We start from the raw sequence: 20,963 nt of genomic DNA on the forward strand, positions 1-20,963 counted from the left end.
ACCGTGCGCGGTTCCGGTGGCTGCCGCTACCGAAACCGCGCACGGCTTGCATGGAAGGTGAGTCCGCCGATGTATCCCGATGTCCGTCCCCGCAGGCTGCGCACCACCCCGGCCATGCGCCGGCTGGTCGCCGAAACCTCCCTCGAGCCGCGGCATCTGGTGCTGCCGATGTTCGTCGCCGACGGGCTCGACGCGCCGCGCGAGATTCCCTCGATGCCCGGCGTGTACCAGCACACCCCCGACTCGCTGCCGGCCGCGGCGACCTCCGCGGTCGAGGCCGGTGTCGGCGGGCTGATGCTCTTCGGCGTGCCGCGGGCCGAGGACAAGGACGCCCGCGGATCCGGCGGCACCGACCCGGAGGGCGTGCTCAACCGCGCGCTGCGCGACCTGCGCGCCGAACTCGGCGACGCGACGGTCCTGATGGCCGACACGTGCCTCGACGAGTTCACCGACCACGGTCACTGTGGCGTCCTGGGCGCTTCGGGTGAGGTGGACAACGACGCGACGCTCGAGCGGTACGCGGAGATGGCCGTCGCGCAGGCCGAGGCGGGCGCGCACCTGCTCGGGCCGAGCGGGATGATGGACGGCCAGGTCGCGTCGATCCGGGCGGCGCTCGACGCCGCGGGGCATCAGGACGTGGGGCAGATCGCGTACTCCGCGAAGTACGCGTCGGCGTTCTACGGGCCGTTCCGCGACGCGGTGGGTTCCTCGCTCGAGGGCGATCGGCGCACCTACCAGCAGGATCCGGCGAACCGTCGGGAGGCGCTGCGCGAAGTCGATCTCGATCTCGCCGAGGGCGCCGACCTGGTGATGGTCAAGCCCGCGATGTCGTACCTCGACGTGCTGCGCGAGGTCGCGGACCGCTCGGACGTGCCCGTCGCGGCGTATCAGATCTCCGGCGAGTACGCGATGATCACCGCCGCCGCGCAGAACGGCTGGATCGACCGGGACGCGGCAATTCTGGAGTCGCTGACGAGTATCCGCCGCGCCGGCGCCGACATCGTGCTCACCTACTGGGCGGCCGAGGTCGCGGGCCGGCTCACGTGAGCACGCCCGAACCGTCGCAGTGGCCCGGGCCGCCGGCCACGCCGCCCGGGACGGCGCCGGGGGAGCGGCGCCCCACCCCCGTGGACGTGGAGACCGCGTTCCAGCTGTGGTGTGCGGTCGCGGTCCTGGGCCTGGTGTACCTCGGTGCGAGCGTGGCGCTGATGTGGGAGCGCAGGGACGAGTTCGTCGACCAGATGACGGCCGAGCTGGCCCGGCAGACGCCCCCGGTGGAGATGCCCCGGGAATCGGTGGAGTCGTTGCTGCCGTTGGGTTTCGGGATCACCGCCGTCCTGGGCCTGGCCTTCACCGGCCTGTTCCTGCTGGTGGTCTTCGCGATGCGCCGCGGCCGGAACTGGGCGCGCATGCTGCTCACGATGATCGGCGTCTTCCTGACCTTCACGGCGCTCCCCACGGTGTTCGGCGTCGGTGCGCTGGGCGGTGGGGCCGGACTCGTGATCGGCCTCGTGAGCATCCTGCAGGGTGTGTGCTCGGTCGGGGCGATCGTGCTCATGCACCGCCGCGAGCCGAACCTGTACTTCCTTCGGTTGCCCCCGAGCTGACCCCCCGGGCGCGCGGAGTACGGTGTCTGACGACCCACGGCCCGCGCGGTCGTTCCCGACGAGCGAAGAGGACTTTCATGCAGGTGGAGCCCCGGCCCTACGGTCGTCGTCGTGAGCTGGTTCTGATCGGCCTCATCGCCGTCCTGGGTGTGGTGACCCTGGTGCTGGTCGTCGTTCCGGGCATGCTCAGCGCCTGATCGCGACGTGAGCGAGCCGGCCGAGCCCCGATTCCACGAGCCCGGTGCGCATTGGCGCACCGTGGCGCTCGGCCCGGTGCTCTGCGTCGTCGTGCTCGCGGTGGAGCTGCTGACCGGGCCGGTGGTCCACTGGGTCTCCCTGCCGGTGATCGCTCTCGTCCTCAGCGGTTTCGCGTACGTGACGGTCGTCGCGGCCCGGCGGCACGTGAGCGTGGAGCTGACCGCGGCGACGCTGCGCCTCGGCACCGAGGAGCTGCCGCTCGAGGAGATCGACGCGGTGCTGCCGCCGGCCGATCCCCGGGCCCGCGAACCCGAGCGCTGGGAGACGGCCCGGCCGCTGGGGGAGCTGTCGAACGTGCCGCGGGGTCGCACGGCCGTCGGCCTGCGGTTGCGCGGCGGCGCCCTGGTGCGGGCCTGGGCCAGGGACCACGAGCGGCTGCGGTCCGAACTCGGGACGGTGCTGGCCGAGCGCGCCGATCCACCCTTGCTTTAATACCCCCTAGGGGTACGATGCGGGTATGGCCGGATACACCCCGCACCAGGAGGACCTGCTCAAGCGCCTGCGCCGGATCGAGGGACAGGTTGCGGGCATTGCCCGGATGATCGAGGACGACCGCTACTGCATCGACGTCCTGACCCAGGTTTCCGCCGTCACCAAGGCCCTGCAGACGGTCTCGCTCAAGCTGCTGGACGCGCACCTGGCCGGCTGCGTCGTCGACGCCGCCCGGCAGGGCGGACCGGAGGCCGACGCGAAGATCCAGGAGGCCTCGGACGCGATCGCCCGCCTCGTTCTCAAACCCTGATCGCCCGAGGAGCCCGATCGGCATGCGGATCGCCCACGGACTGTGCGCTGCGGGACTGGCGTGCGTCCTGACGGCGTGTGCGCCGGAGGAGCCCGCGCGGACGGTGCTCTCGGGTACGCCGAGCGCGGTCCCCGAGTCGCCGGCCGCGCCGCGGGTCACCGTCACCACCCTCGTCGACGGTCTCGACCATCCGTGGGACGTGGTGCAGGCCCCCGACGGGACGCTGCTGACCGGGGAACGGTCGGGCCGGTTCGTCGTCCGGCGGCCCGACGGGCGCGTCGAGGAACTGCGCGCCGACCTGCCGGACCTGTACGCGGTGGGGGAGACCGGGCTCATGGGCGTGGCGCTCGGCCACGACTTCGAGTCCAGCCGCACCGTCTACGCGTGCCAGGGGCACCGCGACCCCGACGACGTCCGCGTCTACGCCTGGACCGTCGATCCCGGCTGGACCACGATGACGCGGCAGCGCACCGTCGTCGAGGGCCTGCCCGTCGCCCGCGGCGGGCGCCACGGCGGCTGCCGGATCCTCGCGCACCCCGACGGCACCCTGTACATCGGCACGGGCGACGCCACCCGCCCGACGGCGCCGCAGGATCCGGCCGGCCTCGGCGGCAAGGTGCTGCACCTGAACCCCGACGGGTCGCCGGCGCCCGGCAACCCGGATCCGGGCAGCGTCGTGTTCACCCTCGGCCACCGCAACGTGCAGGGGCTGGCGCTGCAGCCCGGCACCGGCCGGCTCTACTCGGTGGAGCAGGGCAGCAGCCGCGACGACGAGGTCAACCTGCTCGTGCCGGGCGGCAACTACGGCTGGCGTCCCGACCGCGAACCCGGCACGTACGACGAATCGGTGCCGATGACCGATCCCGAGCGCGTGCCCGGCGCGATCCCGGCGGTGTGGAGTTCCGGCTCGCCCACCATCGCCACCCCGGGGCTGGCGTTCGCGGCCGGGCCGGCGTGGGGCCCGTGGTCCGGTGCGCTCGTCGTCAGCAGCCAGCAGGACGAGAAGCTCCTGCTGCTGCGCCTGTCCGGTGACGGCCGCAGCGTCACCGAGTCGGCGACGCTGCTCGAGGGGGAGTACGGCCGCCTGCGGTCGCTCACCTCGCTGCCCGACGGCTCGCTCCTCGTCACCACCGACAACGGCTCCGGCGACAAGATTCTGCAGGTCGCCCCCGTCTAGCGTGCCCCTGGGTCGACGCGCCGCGCGCCCGCGCCGTCCTCGCCCAGCCGATCGCCCGGATTGAACAGTGTGCACGCCTGCAGCGACAGGCAGCCGCAGCCGATGCACCCCGCCAGTTCGCGCTGCATCCGGTCGATCGCCTGCTTGCGTTCCTCGAGGCGCTCGTGCCATGCCCGCGAGATGCGCATCCAGTCCCGTCGGGTCGGGGGCCTGTCGGCCGGCAGCGCCGAGAACACCTCGGCCACCTCGGCGAGCGGAATGCCGAACCGGGTCGCCAACTGGATGATCGAGATGCGCCGGATCGTGTGCCGGGGGAAGCGGCGCGTGCCGCCTGCGGTGCGGTGGGCCGTCACAAGTCCCAGCGACTCGTAGTAGCGAATCGCAGACACGGCGGCGCCCGTGCGCCGGGAGACCTCACCGATCGCCAGCAGTTCTTCGCTCGTGCGGCTCATCACGACTCCGTTCCCCGCGCTTGATCTCAAGTGCACTCGAGACTCTACAGTCACCGGCATGCACGGATCCACGACTCGCGCCGGCTCCTGGTCGGAACTTCTCGGCCGCGAATACCTCGGTACAGCATCGGTTCTCGCCGGCGGAGTTGCCCTCTACGCCACCAACGTGTACCTCACCACGAGCCTGCTGCCGACCGCGGTCGAGGAGATCGGCGGCCACGCCTACTACGCGTGGACGGCGACGGTGTTCCTCATCGCGTCGGTGATCTCCTCGACGGCCGTGGCCCGCCTCCTCGCCGCCCGCGGACCCCGGGGCGCCTACCTCGTGGCGCTCGGGACCTTCGCGGCCGGCACCCTCGTGTGTGCGCTCGCCCCGTCCATGGAGACGCTGCTGGCGGGCCGGGCGGTCCAGGGACTCGGCGGCGGCCTGCTCGCCGGGCTCGGCTACGCCGTTCTGAACAGTGCACTGCCCGAACGCCTCTGGAGCCGCGGCGCGGCGCTCGTATCGGCGATGTGGGGCGTGGGGACCTTTGCGGGACCCGCCGTCGGCGGCGTGTTCGCCCAGTTCCACGCCTGGCGATGGGCGTTCGGCGCGCTAGTGGTCTGCACGCTCGCGGTCGCCGCCGCGGTGCCCTTCACCCTGCCGGCGCACGCCCGCGGATCGCGGGATGCCGGCAGGATTCCGCTCGGTTCGCTCGCCCTGCTCACCGCCGCGGCCCTGGCGGTCAGCGTGGCCGCCGTCGTGACCGGCAGTGCGCCCACGATCACCCTCATCGCGGTCGCGTCCGCTGCCGTGGTCGCGTTCGTCGCCGTCGACCGCCGCAGCCCGCACGGCATCCTGCCCGCGGCGACGTTCACCACCGCCCGGCTGCGCTGGGTGTACCTGACGATCGCAGTGCTGGCGGTCGCCTCGACCGCCGAGACGTTCGTCCCGTTGTTCGGGCAGCGCCTCGCCGGCCTCGCGCCGCTGGCCGCCGGCTTCCTCGGCGCCGCGCTCGCGGTGGGGTGGACGCTCGGCGAGATCCCGAGCGCCTCGGCGTCCGCGCCACGGACCGTGCACCGCATCGTGGTGAGCGCTCCGGTGCTCGTCGGCCTCGGTCTCGCGCTCATGGCGACCGTCGTGCGTGACGAGGCCGGACCGGCTGCGGTCGCGGCGTGGGTCACGGGACTGGTCGTCGCGGGCGCGGGCATCGGCATCGCGTGGCCGCACCTCGCGGTCGGCGCGATGAACGCCGTCGCCGACCCGCGCGAAAGCGGCAGGGCGTCCGCCGCGATCAACACCGTCCAGTTGATCGCGAACGCGTTCGGCGCAGCACTGGCCGGGGTCCTCGTCAACGCGGGACAACCGTCCGACGTGCGCTCGGCGCGGCTCCTGCTGTTCGGGTTCGCGGCCGTGGCGGTGCTCGGCGTGCTCGTCGCGCGCCGCGCGGTTCCGGCCCGCGCGCACCGGCTCCGGTCGGTCCCGGCGGACTCCTCCGCAGCGGAACCCGAACGAATCTGACGCCGCCGCGCGTGTCGTCGCCGTCCGGCGCATCGCCTTCCGTAACATCGCCGGGATCCGGCGAGGAGGAGATGCGCGTGCGAATCCCGGGGAGGTGCGCGGCGGCGATCGCAGCGGGCGTGCTCGCGGCAGGGGCGCCGAGCGCCCACGCGGCGCCACCCGAGGCGGGCGCGCTGCCGGCGCTGACCGTGACGCCACTGATGGAGGGGCTGAGCAAGCCCTGGGACGTCGTCGCCGCGCCGGACGGGACGATCCTCACCGGAGAACGCAGGGGCCGCTTCGTGGCCCGTGGCCCGGACGGTGACGTCCGCGACGTGCGCGCCGACCTGTCCGACCTGTACGCCGAGGGCGAGACCGGTCTGATGGGACTGGCGCTGGCGCCCGATTTCGGGACGAGCCGGACCCTCTACAGCTGCCAGGGTCATCGCGGCCCGGACGGCACCGACATCCGCGTGCAGTCGTGGACGGTCGATGCCGGATGGACGGAATTGACCCGTGGTGCCACCGTGCTCGCCGGCATTCCGGCCGGGCAGGGCGGCCGTCACGGCGGCTGCCGGCTGCTCGCCCACCCCGACGGATCGCTGTACGTCGGCACGGGCGACACCGCCGACCCCCAGGTTCCTCAGGACCGGAACAGCCTGGGCGGCAAGGTGCTCCACATCGATCCCGACGGCACTCCCGCGGCGGGCACCCCCGATCCGAACAGCCCGGTGTTCACTCTCGGCCACCGCAACGTGCAGGGACTGGCGCAGCGTCCCGGCACCGGCGAACTCTATGCGGTCGAGCAGGGCACCGGCCGCGACGACGAGGTGAATCTGCTGCTGCCGGGTGGCAACTACGGCTACCGGCCCGACCGCTTCCCGTTCGTCTACGACGAGTCGGTGCCCATGACCGACCCGGCCCGCGTTCCGGGGGCGATCGGGGCCGTGTGGAGTTCCGGCGCCCCCACCCTCGCGACTCCCGGCGGCACGTTCGTCGCCGGTGCCGGCTGGAACGGGTGGGACGGCGCACTGGTGATCACGAGCCAACAGCAGGAGAAGCTGCTGTTCCTCGAACTCACCGCCGACGGCCGCGCGGTGGACGAGACCGCGACCGCGCTCGAGGGCCGATTCGGCCGGCTGCGGTCGGTGACCGCGCGGCCCGACGGGGCACTGCTCGTCACGACGGACAACGGAAGCGGCGACCGCGTCCTGCTGGTGGAACCTGCCGCCGACTGAGAGGGCGAGACGATGTGCTCACCGACGGTGCTCGACCGGGTGTATCGCGAGATCCAGGACAGCCGAAGCCGATTCGGCCGCCGGTCCTTCCTCGCCGCAGTGGGCGTGACCGCCGCGGGCCTCGCCGCGACGCCCGCCGCACGGGCCGGCGGGAACACCACCCCCGTGCGGGCCGACGCGGTGATCGACCTGACCCACACGCTGACCCCGCAGTTCCCGGTCTGGCCCGGCAACGAGCAGTTCACGATGCGTCCCGTCGCAACGCTCGACACCGGGCGGTTCGCCGTCAACGAGATGTCGCTGTGGGAGCACACCGGCACCCATCTCGATGCCCCGGCCCACATCGTGCGCGGCGGCGCCACCGTCGAGGCGCTGCCGGTGCGCGACTTCGTGGCCCCGCTCGCCGTCGTCGACATCGCCGGCAAGGCCGCGCAGGACGACGACTCCGTGGTCACCGTCGCCGACGTGGCGGCCTGGGAACAGCAGCACGGCCCGATCCCGCCGGGCGCGTTCGTCGCGATGCACTCGGGCTGGGAGGCCCGCCTCGCCGACCCCGCCCGCTTCGTCAACGCCGACGCGCTGCGCATCCCGCACGCGCCGGGATTCGACCGCGACGCCGTGCGGATGCTCGTGCACGAACGGAACGTCGTGGGGCTCGGCGTCGACACCCTCAGCCTCGACCGGGCGAGCAGCAGCGACTTCGGCGCCCACGTGGAGCTGCTCGGCGCGGGCCGCTACGGCATCGAGGCGATGGCGAACCTCGCGGCCGTGCCGCCGCGCGGCGCGACCGTCGTCGTCGGCGCGCCCAAGCACGTCGGCGGCACCGGCGGACCGTGCCGGGTGCTGGCACTGGTCTGATCCGCGCACCCGGCCCGGCGGGTCAGCCGAGGCGACCGGCGTCCGTGCCCGGACCGTCGAGCATCGCCGACCCCAGCAGGTGCTCCGGCACGCCGAGGCCCTCGACGAGCGTCGTCACGTGCGGGCGCAGGGTCCGGCAGCGTTCGTTGATGCCGCGTGACACGGCCTTCGCCCGCTCCACCGACAGCTGCCGGTGCTCCATGTACCAGGCCTTGTCCTCGTCGATGACACTCAGCGCGTACAGGTCGCACAGGTCCGACAGCAGCTCGCGGCCCGCCTCGTCGGGACACGAGTCGATGCCCGCGACGAACGCCTCGAGCACGACCCGGTCGATGTGGGCCTGCGCGGCGTGCAGCACGTGGTCCTGCACGAAGTTGAACGCGTCGAACATGTTCTCCTCGCGCTTCGACGCGGCCTGCAGCCGCCGCGCCGCCGTCGAGAGCAGGTACTGCTCCCGGGACTCGAACATCGCCATCTGCGTGCCCCGGTCGAAGAGGCTGCCGTCCTCCTCGTTGTCCTTCCGGGTGTCGACGAGGGTCTGGAGGATCTGCTGCGCGGCGGTGCGCTTCTTGACGATGTCCGACACCGTGACGGCGGCGAACTTCATCCACTCCACCGGGCTCATCCCGCGGACCTCGTCCGCGTAGGCGGTGAGCAGTTCCTTGGCGACGAGCTGGGTCAGCACGTGGTTGTCGCCCTCGAAGGTGGTGAACACGTCGGTGTCCGCCTTCAACGCCGTCAGCCGGTTCTCGGCCATGTATCCGGCGCCGCCGCAGGCCTCGCGGCACTCCTGGATGGCGCGCGTCGCGTGGGCGGTGTTGGCGACCTTCAGTCCGGCGGCGCGGCTCTCGAGCTCACGCTGCTCCTGGGGGTCGACGTCGTCGACGGGCGTGGTCTGGATCCGGTCCATGGTCGAGACCAGCTCGTTCTGCGCGAAGGTCAGCGCGTACGACCTCGCGATGAGCGGCAGCAGGCGGCGCTGATGCACCAGGTAGTCCATCAGCAGCACCTCGTTCTCGTCGCCCGGGGCGCTGAATTGGCGGCGCTGCAACGCGTACCGCGTCGCGATCGACAGCGCGACGCGGGCCGCGGCACCCGCCGAGCCGCCGACGGTGACCCGGCCCCGCACGAGCGTGCCCACCATGGTGAAGAAGCGGCGGTTCGGGTTCTCGATCGCCGAGACGTAGGTCCCGTCGGGCTCGACGTCGGCGTACCGGTTGAGCAGGTTCTCCCGCGGGATCCGCACGTGGTCGAACATGATCCGCCCGTTGTCCACGCCCGGCAGGCCGCCCTTGTGGCCGCAGTCGGAGGTGGTGACGCCGGGCAGGTCGTCGCCGTTCTCGTCGCGGATCGGCACGACGAAGCAGTGCACGCCCTGGGACTTGCCCCCGGTGATCAGTTGCGCGAACACCGCGGCGACCGTCGCGTGCTGCGCCGCGCCGCCGATGTAGTCCTTGCGTGAGGACGGGGTGGGGGAGTGGATCACGAACTCCTCGGTGCCCGGGTCGTACGACGCCGTCGTCTCGAGCGACTGGACGTCGGAGCCGTGACCGGTCTCGGTCATCGCGAAGCAGCCGAGCAGATCGAGGTCGATGAGCGGGCCGAGGTAGCGCTCGTGGTGACGGGTCGTGCCGAGATTCTCGATCGCGCCGCCGAACAGGCCCCACTGCACCCCGGCCTTGACCATCAGCGACAGGTCCGACATGGCGAGCATCTCGATCGACGCCACCGCACCACCGGCGTCGCCGCCCCCGCCCACCGCCTTGGAGAAGCCCGCCCGGGCATAGCCGGATTCGGCGAGCATCCGCATCTGCTTCAGCGTGATCGCCCGGGCCGCGTCCAGGTCCGGCGTGTAGTGCGGGGCGAACTCGGGCCGGTCCAGATCCGCGCGGGCCCGCTCGCGCGCCTGCCGCCACGCGCCGTCCAGGGTGATGCGGATGTGCTCAGCTGTGGTCGTCATGGACTCGACACTAGGACGATTCGGGCCCCTCGTGTGGGTATGTGAGAACGCCGGTATCGGCTGCAGGATGCGCCCAGTCCGTCGGGACGTCCGCGCCGCCTTCCGGACTGACCCGTGTCCCGACGCGGGCCAGCAGGGGGGTCGGAGCGATCGGTCCCGCGAAGAGGGCCTGGCCCAGCCCGAACGTCGTGGCGCGGTGCAGCATCGCCGGCGGGACGTGCGAGAACAGGTGTGCGAGCTCCTCGATGTCGGTGCTGCCGTTCATGCGCATCAGCAACAGGTTGTCGCACTGGGACACGACGTTCGGATGCACCTTCCCGGGGCGCTGCGTGGCGACGAACAGGTGCAGCCCGAACTTGCGGCCCTCGCCGGCGATGAGCACCCCCAGATCCGCGGTGCTCGACGACAACGGGTCCGCCGTGGCCGACGGCAGGATGTTGTGCGCCTCGTCCACCACCAGGAGCATCGGCAGGCGGCGCCGCCGCAGCATCCACAGCCGGCCCAGCAGGCCGAGCGCCACCGCGGCCCGCTCGCCGGGGGAGTTCAGGCTGCCGAGATCGATCACGAAGCACCGGCCCGCCGTCATGTCGAGTTCGGCGGCCGAGCGTTCGTCCCCCCGGCGCCACAGCTCCCACGCCGCGATCCCCAGGTTGTCGATGCGGGTCGCGAGACGCGCGGTCGCGGGGTCGGCCGCCGCCGCGGACCGCACGTCCGCGACCGAGTAGGGGACGGCGAGGGAGGCGGTGACGCGGCGCAACGCCGAGTACTCGTCGAGGTCGTGCACCGGGTCCAGGCGCAGCAGCAGCGCCTGCGCGACGAGGGGAAGGTCGCTGAGATCCAGGCACAGCAGGTGGTCGGAGTCGGCGCCGCGGGCCCGTACCACCCGCACTCCGGTCGCGGCCTCGCGATGCCGGCGCGCGGCGGGGGAGTCGTCCCCCGGATCCCGCAGCCGGCCGAGCTGCACGTGGTCGGAGTTGGGGTCGAGCACCACGATCGGCAGGGTCGTCGCGACGAGCAGCCGTTCGAGGACCGCGCCGGTCGTGTACGTCTTGCCGGAGCCGGACTGGCCGCACATGAAGGTGTGCCGGGCGAAGCCCGCCGGGTGCAGCCGCGCCGGCACCGCCGGGGCGTGCAGCATGGTGCCCACGTCGAGGGTGCCGGCGAGCGCGGCGGCGATCGTCGCGGTCTCGGCCTCGGTGGCCGGACGCACATGCCGCTCGGGAAACGGCTCCGTCTCCGGCGTGGCGACGAACCGGCCGTCGCCGAACACCCCCAGGACGGTCGCGGAACCCGCCAGCGTCCGCACCATCGCCCGGCCCCGCACCGACCGCACCGGCAGACCCGGTTCGTCGACGGTGACGTCGACGTCGGCGCCCTCGCGTTCGACGATGCGCACGCTGCGGACCTGCACGGCGAGACGGCGCCCGTCGTCGAGTTCGACGACCGCGAACCCGCCGACGTCGACACCGACGTCCACCGGTCCGGTGAGAAGTACCTCACGGCCGTCGGCGGACAACGCGGCGGTGACCACCCGGAAGCGGTCCGCGAGGGCGATCCGGACGTCGTCGAACGAGACCATGGTCACATTCCTACCGGAACGACCGCCGTTGCAGGGTCCACGCCTTTTGGCAAATCCCGCGAAACTGGGACACTGGAGGTCGTGACTGCGACCCCCGATGCATCTCGCGCCCGCGACTCCGTTTCCACCGCACTGTTCGACCGGGCGTCGAAGGTGATTCCCGGGGGTGTGAACTCTCCGGTCCGCGCATTCGGATCGGTCGGCGGTACCCCGCGCTTCGTCGCGTCCGCCTCGGGCTACACGCTGACCGACGTGGACGGCAATTCCTATGTCGACCTGGTGTGTTCGTGGGGGCCGATGATCCTCGGCCACGCGCACCCGGCGGTCGTCGACGCGGTGTGCAGCGCCGCCACGACGGGCCTGTCGTTCGGCGCGCCGACGGCCGGTGAGGTGGAACTCGCCGAGGAGATCGTGGGGCGCATCGAGCCCGTCGAGCAGGTCCGGCTCGTCAACTCGGGCACCGAGGCGACGATGAGCGCAGTGCGGCTGGCACGCGGATTCACCGGCCGAACCAAGATCGTCAAATTTGCGGGCTGTTATCACGGTCACGTCGACGCCCTGCTCGCCGACGCCGGCTCCGGCGTCGCCACCTTCGGGCTGCCGACGTCGCCGGGTGTGACCGGTGCGCAGGCCGAGGACACCATCGTCGTGCCGTACAACGACCTCGAGGCGGTGCGCGCGGCGTTCGTGGCCAACCCGGGGAAGATCGCCGCGGTGATCACCGAGGCCGCCGCCGGCAACATGGGCACCGTCCCGCCGCTGCCGGGCTTCAACGCCGGCCTGCGCGAGCTGACCCGCGAGCACGGCGCGCTGCTGATCATGGACGAGGTGATGACCGGGTTCCGGGCGGGACCGGCCGGCTGGTACGGCATCGACGGTGTCGCCGGCGACCTCATGACGTTCGGCAAGGTGATGAGCGGCGGCCTGCCCGCGGCCGCGTTCGGCGGCCGCGCCGACGTCATGGCCCACCTCGCGCCGGCGGGGCCCGTCTACCAGGCCGGCACCCTGTCGGGTAATCCGGTCGCCGTCGCCGCCGGGCTGGCCAGCCTGCGCGCCGCCGACAGCGCCGCCTACGCCGCGCTCGACCGGAACGCCACCACCCTCGGACGGATGATCGGCGAGGCACTCACGGCCGAGGGCGTTGCGCACCGGGTCCAGTTCGCCGGCACGATGCTCAGCGTCTTCTTCACCGAGGATCCGGTGACCGACTACGCGCAGGCCAAGGCCGCGCAGACGTGGCGGTTCCCGGCGTTCTTCCACGCCCTGCTCGACCACGGCGTCTACGCCCCGCCGAGCGCGTTCGAGACGTGGTTCGTCTCCTCCGTGCTCGACGACGACGCGTTCTCCCGCATCGCCGACGCACTGCCGCACGCAGCGAAGGCCGCGGCGGCCGCCACCGCCTGAGCGGGCCCTCCCACGCCACCACACCCGACGCACACCCGAGGAATTCCCACGTGACCGAACCTGCCCCGTCCGAGTCCCGCACCATCGTGCACGTGCTCCGGCACGGCGAGGTGCACAACCCCAGCGGCATCCTCTACGGCCGTCTGCCCGGCTTCCGGCTGTCCGTGACCGGGGAGGCACAGGCCCGGTCGGTGGCCTCGGCGCTCGCCGACCACGACGTCGCGCACATCGTCGCCTCCCCGCTCGAGCGGGCCCAGCAGACCGCCCAGCCGATCGCGGACAAGCACGGCCTGCCGGTGGCGACGGACGACAACCTCATCGAGGCGGGCAACCAGTTCGAGGGCCTGCGGGTCGCCGTCGGCGACGGGGCGCTGAGCCGGCCGCGGCACTGGTGGAAGCTGCGCGACCCCTTCACCCCGTCGTGGGGAGAGCCCTACCTGCAGATCGCGCACCGCATGCTCGCCGCCGTCAACGCCGCCCGCATCGCCGCGGTCGGCCGGGAGGCCGTGTGCGTCAGCCACCAGCTGCCGGTGTGGACGCTGCGCCGCTTCCTCGAGGGCGAGCGGCTGTGGCACAACCCGCAGCACCGTCAGTGCAGCCTCGCATCGATGACCTCGCTGGTGTACCAGGGCGACACCCTCGTCGACATCGTCTACTCCGAACCGGCCGGGGCTTCGGACCCGACCGTCCACGGCGCATGAGGCGCCGGGCCACGCGACGGGCGGCGCTGGCGGCGGCGCTGGCCTGCGGCCTCACTCTCACGTCGTGCGCCACCGGTGACGACGCCGTCGCCACCGGCGGCACCTTCGACTTCGTCTCGCCCGGGGGCCAGACCCGGATCTTCTACGACCCGCCCACGGACCGCGGCACCCTCGGTGCACTGTCGGGTGAGGACCTGATGAACGAGGGGCAGACCCTCTCGCTCGACGACTACGCCGGCCAGGTGGTGGTGCTCAACGTGTGGGGCCAGTGGTGCGCCCCGTGCCGCAGCGAGGCCGACGACCTCGAGCAGGTCTACGAGGCCACCAAGGATCAGGGCGTGCAGTTCCTCGGCATCAACGTCCGCGACAACCAGCGCGACAAGGCCCAGGATTTCGTCGTCGACAACCGGGTGGGCTACCCGTCGATCTACGACCCGTCGATGCGCTCGCTGCTCGCCCTGGGGGCGAACTACCCGACCTCGGTCGTACCGACCACGGTCGTCCTCGACCGTGACCACCGCGTCGCCGCCGTGTTCCTGACCGAACTGCTCGCGAGCGATCTGCAGCCGGTCGTCGAGCGCGTGGCCGCGGAAAGTCCGTCCGAGCAGTGACATGGGTGGTGCAGTGACATGGGTGGTGCAGTGGCATGGGTGGTGCAGTGGTGAGCAGTGATCCGCTGGTGAGCGAGGCCGTCCTCGCCGCGGGCATCGGGGACACCTTCCAGTCGGTCGCCTCGTCCGGCCCGCTGCTGCTGGCCCTCGGGGCGTGCCTGCTGGCCGGACTCGTGTCCTTCGCATCGCCCTGCGTGGTGCCGCTCGTGCCCGGTTACCTGTCCTATCTGGCCGGTGTCGTGGGTGCCGAGGCCCCCGCGGTGACCGCCGCCGAGGCGCGCGGGCGCACCACCACCGTCCGCGACGACGGGCGCCTGCGCGTCGCCGGGGCCGCCGCGCTGTTCGTCGCCGGATTCACGGTCGTGTTCGTCCTCGCCACCGCGTCGGTGTTCGGCGCGATCTCCGTGCTCTCCGTCAACCGCGAGGTGCTGATGCGGATCGGCGGGGTGGTCACCATCGTGATGGGCCTGGTGTTCGTCGGGCTGATCCCGGCGTTGCAGCGCGACACCCGCCCCGAACCCCGGCGCATCTCCGGACTGGCAGGCGCGCCGCTGCTCGGCGGCGTCTTCGCCCTCGGGTGGACGCCGTGCCTCGGTCCCACGCTCGCCGGGGTGATCTCCCTGGCCGCGGGGACCGAGGGCACCACCGCCGCGCGGGGCGTCGCGTTGATCGTGGCGTACTGCCTCGGCCTCGGGCTGCCCTTCGTCGTTCTCGCGCTGGGCTCGGCGCGGGCCCTGCGCGGGGTGGGCTGGCTGCGTGCCCACGCCCGCACCGTCCAACTCGTCGGCGGCTTCATGCTCGTGGCCGTCGGAATCGCCCTCGTCACCGGCGCCTGGGACGTGTTCGTCTCCTGGATCCGGGACGCCTTTATTTCCGAGGTCACGATGCCAATATGACGGCCACCGACACCCCCACCGCCCCACCGTCGCCGACCCCGCCGCCGCGGCAGGGCCCGGCCGGTCGCACCGCGGCGTTCGTCCGCAACACCTGGCGCGGCCTGACGTCGATGCGCACCGCGCTGGTGCTGCTGTTCCTGCTCGCGCTGGCCGCGATCCCCGGCGCGCTGCTGCCGCAGCGCAGCCTCAATTCCGGCAAGGTCGACGAGTACATCGCCGCGCGCCCGACCCTCGGGCCGCTCCTGGACCGGCTCGAGTTGTTCGACGTGTTCGGCAGCTTCTGGTTCACCGCGATCTACGTGCTGCTGTTCGTCTCCCTGATCGGCTGCATCCTGCCGCGCTGCACGGAGTACTACCGGGCGCTGCGCACCCGGCCCGTGCCGGCGCCGCGCAACCTGTCGCGGCTGCCGCACCACCTCGAGACCACGGTCGACGCCTCGCCCGAGGAGGTGCTCGCCCGGGTGCGCGGTCAGCTGCGGGGCTGGCGCATCGCCGAGCGCGGCGTGGAGACGACCGCGGGGCGCGGCGCGCGCGACGGCGAGCTCACGCTCTCCGCGGAGAAGGGGTACCTGCGCGAGGCCGGCAACCTGCTGTTCCACCTCGCGCTGGTGGGTCTGCTCGCCGCGGTCGCGGTGGGCAAGCTGTTCGGCTACGAGGGCCAGCGCATCCTGGTCGCCAACGGTGAGGAGTTCTGCACGAGCTCGCCGGCGGCGTTCGACTCGTTCCGCGCGGGCAACACCCTCGACGGCACGGGCCTGACTCCGATGTGCATCCGCGTGAAGGACTTCTCCGCGGACTATCTCGACAACGGGCAGGCCGAGATGTTCACCTCGAACATCGACTACCAGGCGGGGGCCGACCTGGCGACGAACACCTGGCGCGACGCGCAGCTGCGGGTCAACCACCCGCTGCGGGTCGGTAGCGACCGCGTCTACCTGCAGGGCCACGGCTTCGCGCCGTCCTTCACGGTGACGTGGCCCGACGGCGAGACCCGCACCGAGACGCTGCAGTGGCGGCCCGACGACGCGACCACCTTCCTCAGCAGCGGCGCGATGCGGTTCGACCCGCCGGGCGGGATGTACCCGGATCCCGACGAGCGGCGGCGCAACCAGATCGCGATAGAGGGCCTGTTCGCGCCCACCGCGGTGTTCCACGGCAACCTGTTGTCCTCCGGTTACCCGGCGCTGACCGATCCCGCCGTCGCGATCGACATCTACAAGGGCGACACGGGTCTCGACACCGGCACCCCGCAGTCGCTGTTCTCCCTCAACGGTGAGCTGATCAACCAGGGCCGGCTGGTCAAGCAGGACCGGGTGAACCTGTTCGCGGGGGAGAGCGTGACGCTCCCCGACGGGACACAGATCCGCTTCGACGGCGCGACCGATTTCGTGAACCTGCAGGTCTCGCACGACCCGGCGCAGACCTGGGTGCTGGTTTCGGCGATCACGATGATGGTGGGGCTACTGGTGTCGTTGCTGATCAAGCGCCGCCGGATCTGGGTGCGGGCCTACCCGGCCGGTACAGTGGCCGACGGGGAACGACGTACCGTAGTAGAACTCGGTGGTCTCGCCCGGACCGACCAGGCCGGATGGGGTGACGAGTTCGAGCGTCTGACCGGCCGATTGCTCGGCGACGACACGACCGCACGTGCGAAGGCAGCACAGGAGAAGAAGGCATGACCCTCAACGAGACCCTCGCGCAGTACAGCGACTGGGCATTCGAATCGGCGTTCGCGGTGCTGGTGCTCGCGCTGGTGTTGCTGATCGCCGAGTACGCCTCGCACCGGGCCGATCTCGTCGCCGAGCGTGAGCGCACGCTCGTCGCCGTCGGCGCGGCCGGCGAGCCGCCCTCGGCGCCGGACGGTCCGGGCCGGGTGGAGGAGCCGCGGGGCCGGACGCTGTCCGAGCGTCTCGGCAACATGGGGCGCGCGCTCGTCGTCGTGGTGGCCGCCCTGCAGGTCACGTCGATCGTGCTGCGCGGGCTGTCCACCGAGCGCTTCCCGCTCGGCAACATGTACGAGTTCGTGTCGATGGCGTGCGCCGCGGCGGTGCTGTTCGGCCTGGTGGTGCTGCGCCGGCCGGCCTACCGGATCATGTGGGTCTACCTTCTCGTGCCGGTGCTGATCCTGATGTTCCTCGCGGCGACCGTGCTGTACGCCGACGCCGCGCCCGTCGTGCCCGCCCTGCAGTCGTTCTGGCTGCCCATCCATGTGACCATCATCAGCGTCGGCAGCGGCATCTTCCTGGTCTCCGGCGTCGCCAGCCTGCTGTTCCTGCTGCGCATCCGGTTCCCGAAGGGCGAGGAGGGTCGCGGCGTGTTCGGCCGGATCGCCGAGCGCCTGCCGGACGCGCAGACCCTGGACCGTCTCGCGTACCGCACCACCATCATCGGGTTCCCGCTGTTCGGTGCCGGCATCATCCTCGGCGCGATCTGGGCCGAGGCCGCCTGGGGCCGGTTCTGGGGCTGGGATCCCAAGGAGACCGTCTCGTTCATCACCTGGGTGATGTACGCGGCGTACCTGCACGCCCGCGCGACGTCGGGCTGGCGCAACACGCGCGCGGCCTGGATCAACGTCGCCGGCTTCGTCGCCATGCTGTTCAACCTCTTCATCATCAACATGGTCGTCTCCGGTCTGCACTCGTACGCCGGCCTGACCTGATCTGTTATCGTCCGCGTCGGCCGGGCCGTGGGGGACCGGGGACGGGGGACGACGTGGTGCCGGAGGACGGCGAGCGGACGGGGACGGCGCAGCCGTCGGCGCGGGATCTGGACGCATCGCTTCTCGTGAGCCGGGTGCAGCCGGCGCCCGCGCGGGGGTGGCGCCGGGCCGTGTACCGCGGCACCGGCGGGCGCATCGATCCCGGCGACAGCCGGCGGGGCCGGCAGCGCCGCGAACTGGTCGAGCAGGTGCGCGGACCGCTGCACGGCTGCTACCGGATCGCGCTGCTGAGCCTGAAGGGTGGGGTCGGCAAGACCACCACCACGGTCACGCTCGGGTCGACGTTCGCGTCGTTGCGGGGCGACCGGGTGGTTGCGGTGGACGCCAACCCCGACCGGGGGACACTGAGCCAGAAGGTCGCCGACCGAGCGTCCGGCACGGTGCGCACGCTGCTGCGCGACGAGGCGCACATCCACCGTTACGGCGACGTCCGGGCCCACACCTCACAGAACCGGCATCGCCTCGAGGTGCTGGCCTCGGACAGCGACCCGGCCGTCTCGGAGGCGTTCAGCGCGCGGGACTACGAGCGGGCACTGGCACTCCTCGAACGGTTCCACAACATCGTGCTCACCGACTGCGGCACGGGACTGATGCACTCGGCGATGCGCGCGATTCTCGAGAACGCGGACACGCTGGTGGTCGTCAGCTCCGGATCGGTGGACGGCGCGCGGAGCGCCTCGGCGACGCTGGACTGGCTCGACGCCCACGGTTACCGGGACCTGGTGGCCCGCTCGGTGGCGGTGGTCAACGCCGTGCGGCCCCGGTCCGGCAAGGTGGACGTGGAGCGGCTGGTCGAGCACTTCGCGCGGCGCTGCCGCGCCGTCCACGTGCTGCCGTTCGATCCGCACCTCGAGGAGGGTGCGGAGGTGGACCTGGCCCGGCTGCAGCCACGCACCCGGCGAGCCCTGCTGGAACTCGCGGCGGGGGTCGCCGCGGACTTCCCGCGTCGCGGTCACCGGGGCGAGCGCAGCGACGGGAAAGGCCACCGGGGCGAGCGCAGCGACGGGACAGGTCACCGGGGCGAGCGCAGCGACGGGACAGGTCACCGGGGCAAGCGCAGCGACGGGACAGGCCACCGGGGCGAGCGCAGCGGCGGGACAGGTCACTCGGCCGGAGATCAGTCTCCGGGGTCCTGATCGGGTCCGGGGGTGCCGTCGGCGGACCTGCGCCGGAACTCCCGGTCGACCTTCCACAGGAAGTCCGGGTCGTCGTCGGGTCCGATCACGCGGGTCGGCCGGGAGCGAAGGTCGGGACCGAACGCCTTCCACAGCAGCACCGCAATCGTGAGGGCACCGACTATGGCCAACAGGTAGAGCACCACGCACCTCCTCGCCGCGAGCAGTCCGCCGGCGTTTCCGCAGCCGGCCGGGCCTGCTCCTTCAGTCTATTCGTAGTGGCGGGAGTGCAGATGTGGCCTGGGTCCCCGACGAGGCCTCCGTCTCCTCGGATCAGCGGGTGGCTTCGGTGGTGAGGGAGCGCAGCAGCGCGAGTACCTCGGACTCCCGGAAGCGGCGGTGACCGCCGGGGGTGCGCAGCGAGCCGAGCCGGCCGGCGTGGGCCCAGCGGGTGACCGTCTTCGGGTCCACGTGGAACAGGGCCGCGACCTGGCCGGGGGTCAGCAGCGATTCCTTCGCGCCGTTGAATGCGGGTGCGCTCATCGATGGTCCTTCCGGGTGTTTCGTCTCGTTCGGATCGACGTGGCCATGTTGACACCGAATACCCCGGTTGCTCGAACGGTCTACGGTTGGTAAAGCGGAAGTAATAGACAAAACGGACGGTCGACCAGCAGGGTGCCCGCGCGCGGCGGTTACCCTGGACGGGTGAGTGAAGCATCGCAGAACCGTCCTGACCAGCCCGGCAACACCGGCACCGGCAAGGGCACCCTGGCCCGGGACGTCGCCCTCTACTCGCTGGCCCGGCTGGCTCTCGTCCTCGTGCTCGCTGTGGTGATCCTCTACGTGCCCCGCCTGTTCGGAGTGGAGATCCCCCTGCTGGTCGCCGCGCTCTTCGCGGTGCTGATCGCGCTGCCGCTCTCGCTCGTCGTGTTCGCGCCGCTGCGCCGCCGGGTGAACGAGAGTATCGCGTCCGTCGACGCGCGCCGCCGCGCCGACCGGGCCGACCTGCAGGCCCGCCTGCGCGGCGAGGATCGTAGGTGAGCGACGGCGTCGTCGATCGCAGCGCGTCGCGGGACTGGGTGGACCGTGCCGTCCAGCTGATCGAGGCCGACGCCCAGCGCAGCGCCGACACGCACCTGCTGCGCTATCCGCTGCCTCCCGGGTGGGGTGTCCAGCTGTACCTGAAGGACGAGTCCACGCACATCACCGGCAGCCTGAAGCACCGGCTCGCGCGGTCGCTGTTCCTCTATGCCATTTGCAACGGCTGGGTGCGCGAGGACACCCCGATCGTCGAGGCGTCGTCCGGTTCGACCGCCGTCAGCGAGGCATACTTCGCGAAGCTGCTCGGCCTCGACTTCGTCGCGGTGATGCCGCGCAACACCAGCCCCGCCAAGGTTGCGCTCATCGAGGCGCAGGGCGGGCGGTGCCACTACATCGACCGGCCGCCGGAGATCTACGCCGAGGCACGCCGGCTCGCCGTCGAGCTGGGCGGTCACTTCATGGACCAGTTCACCCACGCCGAGCGGGCCACCGACTGGCGCGGCAACAACAACATCGCCGAATCGATCTTCACCCAGTTGCAGCTCGAGGAGCATCCGATCCCGGAGTGGATCGTCGTCGGCGCGGGCACCGGCGGCACCAGCGCGACCGTCGGGCGGTACATCCGGTACCGCCGCCACCGCACCCGGCTGGCCGTCGTCGACCCCGAGAACTCCGCGTTCTACGGCGGGTACGAGACGGGCTCGGTGGACTACACCACTGGCATGCCGTCGCGGATCGAGGGCATCGGCAGGCCCCGGGTGGAGCCGTCGTTCGTCGGCCAGGTGGTGGACCGGATGATCCGGGTGCCCGATGCCGCGTCGATCGCCGCCATGCGGCACGCGAGCGAGAGCCTGGGCCGCCGCGTCGGGGGCTCGACCGGGACCAACCTGTGGGGTGCGTTCGGCCTGATCGCCGAGATGATCGCCGACGGCCGGCGCGGCAGCGTCGTCACCCTCCTGTGCGACGGCGGGGAACGCTACGCGGGCACCTACTTCGACGACGGCTGGGTGGCCGGTGAGGGCATGGATCTGGCCGGCCCGACCGCGACACTCGAGAAGTTCGCGGACACCGGCAGGTGGGAGGCCTGAGCCGTCGCGGCCCGCCGCACCCGACCCTACGAGGCCG

The 20,963-nt window shown here is 72.0% G+C and carries 21 protein-coding genes and 1 pseudogene; 17 read left to right on the forward strand and 5 right to left on the reverse strand.

The window, feature by feature from the left end; all coding sequences use genetic code 11:
- Nucleotides 1–69 precede the first annotated feature (69 nt).
- The 5 genes from hemB (at nt 70) to OCS65_RS09465 (ending at nt 3,784) form a co-directional block, all read left to right on the forward strand.
- Nucleotides 70–1,047, forward strand: coding sequence for a porphobilinogen synthase (gene hemB, locus OCS65_RS09445; protein WP_263510075.1), 978 nt, complete (start codon nt 70–72; stop codon nt 1,045–1,047).
- A gap of 80 nt (nt 1,048–1,127) precedes the next feature.
- Nucleotides 1,128–1,607 (forward strand): hypothetical protein, encoded by a 480-nt coding sequence (locus OCS65_RS09450; RefSeq protein ID WP_006935953.1) that lies wholly within the window; start codon nt 1,128–1,130, stop codon nt 1,605–1,607.
- Nucleotides 1,608–1,811: 204 nt separating this feature from the next.
- The gene (locus OCS65_RS09455) at nt 1,812–2,297 is read left to right on the forward strand and encodes a hypothetical protein (protein WP_006935948.1); all 486 of its coding nucleotides are present in this window, start codon (nt 1,812–1,814) and stop codon (nt 2,295–2,297) included.
- A gap of 25 nt (nt 2,298–2,322) precedes the next feature.
- A complete protein-coding gene (locus OCS65_RS09460) occupies nt 2,323–2,607 on the forward strand; it encodes a metal-sensitive transcriptional regulator (RefSeq protein WP_003937563.1) in 285 nt (94 codons plus the stop codon).
- Nucleotides 2,608–2,629: 22 nt separating this feature from the next.
- Nucleotides 2,630–3,784, forward strand: coding sequence for a PQQ-dependent sugar dehydrogenase (locus OCS65_RS09465; protein ID WP_006935947.1), 1,155 nt, complete (start codon nt 2,630–2,632; stop codon nt 3,782–3,784).
- Here the strand turns inward: OCS65_RS09465 and soxR are convergent.
- The gene (gene soxR, locus OCS65_RS09470) at nt 3,781–4,236 is read right to left on the reverse strand and encodes a redox-sensitive transcriptional activator SoxR (RefSeq protein ID WP_050035619.1); all 456 of its coding nucleotides are present in this window, start codon (nt 4,234–4,236) and stop codon (nt 3,781–3,783) included. The two genes, OCS65_RS09465 and soxR, sit on opposite strands and share 4 nt — an antisense overlap.
- Nucleotides 4,237–4,294: 58 nt before the next feature.
- On the opposite strand from soxR, the gene OCS65_RS09475 reads away from it, so the two are divergent.
- From OCS65_RS09475 to OCS65_RS09485, 3 genes are all read left to right on the forward strand, one after another.
- On the forward strand, nt 4,295–5,737 hold the full coding sequence (locus OCS65_RS09475) for an MFS transporter (RefSeq protein ID WP_161995278.1): 1,443 nt from the start codon (nt 4,295–4,297) through the stop codon (nt 5,735–5,737).
- Nucleotides 5,738–5,808: 71 nt separating this feature from the next.
- Nucleotides 5,809–6,954, forward strand: coding sequence for a PQQ-dependent sugar dehydrogenase (locus OCS65_RS09480; protein WP_029545131.1), 1,146 nt, complete (start codon nt 5,809–5,811; stop codon nt 6,952–6,954).
- Between the two features lie 12 nt (nt 6,955–6,966).
- Entirely contained in the window at nt 6,967–7,812 is an 846-nt protein-coding gene (locus OCS65_RS09485) for a cyclase family protein (protein WP_006935936.1), read from the forward strand.
- Between the two features lie 22 nt (nt 7,813–7,834).
- On the opposite strand, the gene OCS65_RS09490 is transcribed toward OCS65_RS09485, so the two are convergent.
- Both OCS65_RS09490 and OCS65_RS09495 read right to left on the reverse strand, forming a co-directional pair.
- Nucleotides 7,835–9,772 (reverse strand): acyl-CoA dehydrogenase family protein, encoded by a 1,938-nt coding sequence (locus tag OCS65_RS09490; protein WP_006935934.1) that lies wholly within the window; start codon nt 9,770–9,772, stop codon nt 7,835–7,837.
- A gap of 10 nt (nt 9,773–9,782) precedes the next feature.
- Nucleotides 9,783–11,351 carry an ATP-binding protein gene (locus OCS65_RS09495; protein WP_006935933.1) on the reverse strand — a complete coding sequence of 523 codons (1,569 nt, stop codon included), beginning with the start codon at nt 11,349–11,351 and terminating at the stop codon, nt 9,783–9,785.
- Nucleotides 11,352–11,432: 81 nt separating this feature from the next.
- On the opposite strand from OCS65_RS09495, the gene hemL reads away from it, so the two are divergent.
- From hemL to OCS65_RS09530, 7 genes and pseudogenes are all read left to right on the forward strand, one after another.
- Entirely contained in the window at nt 11,433–12,755 is a 1,323-nt protein-coding gene (hemL, locus tag OCS65_RS09500) for a glutamate-1-semialdehyde 2,1-aminomutase (protein WP_231772623.1), read from the forward strand.
- A gap of 50 nt (nt 12,756–12,805) precedes the next feature.
- Nucleotides 12,806–13,456, forward strand: coding sequence for a histidine phosphatase family protein (locus OCS65_RS09505; RefSeq protein WP_043803234.1), 651 nt, complete (start codon nt 12,806–12,808; stop codon nt 13,454–13,456).
- Nucleotides 13,453–14,067 (forward strand): TlpA disulfide reductase family protein, encoded by a 615-nt coding sequence (locus tag OCS65_RS09510; RefSeq protein ID WP_043803231.1) that lies wholly within the window; start codon nt 13,453–13,455, stop codon nt 14,065–14,067. The genes OCS65_RS09505 and OCS65_RS09510 overlap by 4 nt, the downstream gene beginning before the upstream one ends.
- 35 nt (nt 14,068–14,102) lie before the next feature.
- Nucleotides 14,103–14,963, forward strand: coding sequence for a cytochrome c biogenesis CcdA family protein (locus OCS65_RS09515; RefSeq protein ID WP_006935923.1), 861 nt, complete (start codon nt 14,103–14,105; stop codon nt 14,961–14,963).
- Nucleotides 14,960–16,642 carry a cytochrome c biogenesis protein ResB gene (gene resB / locus OCS65_RS09520; RefSeq protein ID WP_006935921.1) on the forward strand — a complete coding sequence of 561 codons (1,683 nt, stop codon included), beginning with the start codon at nt 14,960–14,962 and terminating at the stop codon, nt 16,640–16,642. The genes OCS65_RS09515 and resB overlap by 4 nt, the downstream gene beginning before the upstream one ends.
- A complete protein-coding gene (gene ccsB, locus OCS65_RS09525; RefSeq protein WP_029545125.1) occupies nt 16,639–17,622 on the forward strand; it encodes a c-type cytochrome biogenesis protein CcsB in 984 nt (327 codons plus the stop codon). The genes resB and ccsB overlap by 4 nt, the downstream gene beginning before the upstream one ends.
- A 95-nt stretch (nt 17,623–17,717) precedes the next feature.
- Nucleotides 17,718–18,626 (forward strand): annotated as a pseudogene (locus tag OCS65_RS09530) (MinD/ParA family ATP-binding protein); the annotation flags it as partial.
- Nucleotides 18,627–18,799: 173 nt separating this feature from the next.
- Here the strand turns inward: OCS65_RS09530 and OCS65_RS09535 are convergent.
- Nucleotides 18,800–19,000 (reverse strand): hypothetical protein, encoded by a 201-nt coding sequence (locus tag OCS65_RS09535; protein WP_029545121.1) that lies wholly within the window; start codon nt 18,998–19,000, stop codon nt 18,800–18,802.
- A gap of 130 nt (nt 19,001–19,130) precedes the next feature.
- Nucleotides 19,131–19,340 (reverse strand): BldC family transcriptional regulator, encoded by a 210-nt coding sequence (locus OCS65_RS09540; protein WP_006935908.1) that lies wholly within the window; start codon nt 19,338–19,340, stop codon nt 19,131–19,133.
- A gap of 162 nt (nt 19,341–19,502) precedes the next feature.
- On the opposite strand from OCS65_RS09540, the gene OCS65_RS09545 reads away from it, so the two are divergent.
- A complete protein-coding gene (locus OCS65_RS09545) occupies nt 19,503–19,838 on the forward strand; it encodes a DUF4229 domain-containing protein (RefSeq protein WP_006935907.1) in 336 nt (111 codons plus the stop codon).
- Entirely contained in the window at nt 19,835–20,926 is a 1,092-nt protein-coding gene (gene cds1, locus OCS65_RS09550; protein WP_006935906.1) for an L-cysteine desulfhydrase Cds1, read from the forward strand. The genes OCS65_RS09545 and cds1 overlap by 4 nt, the downstream gene beginning before the upstream one ends.
- The last annotated feature ends 37 nt before the right edge of the window (nt 20,927–20,963 follow it).

The organism is Rhodococcus aetherivorans, from assembly GCF_025722975.1.
Taxonomy (GTDB): Bacteria; Actinomycetota; Actinomycetes; order Mycobacteriales; family Mycobacteriaceae; genus Rhodococcus; species Rhodococcus aetherivorans.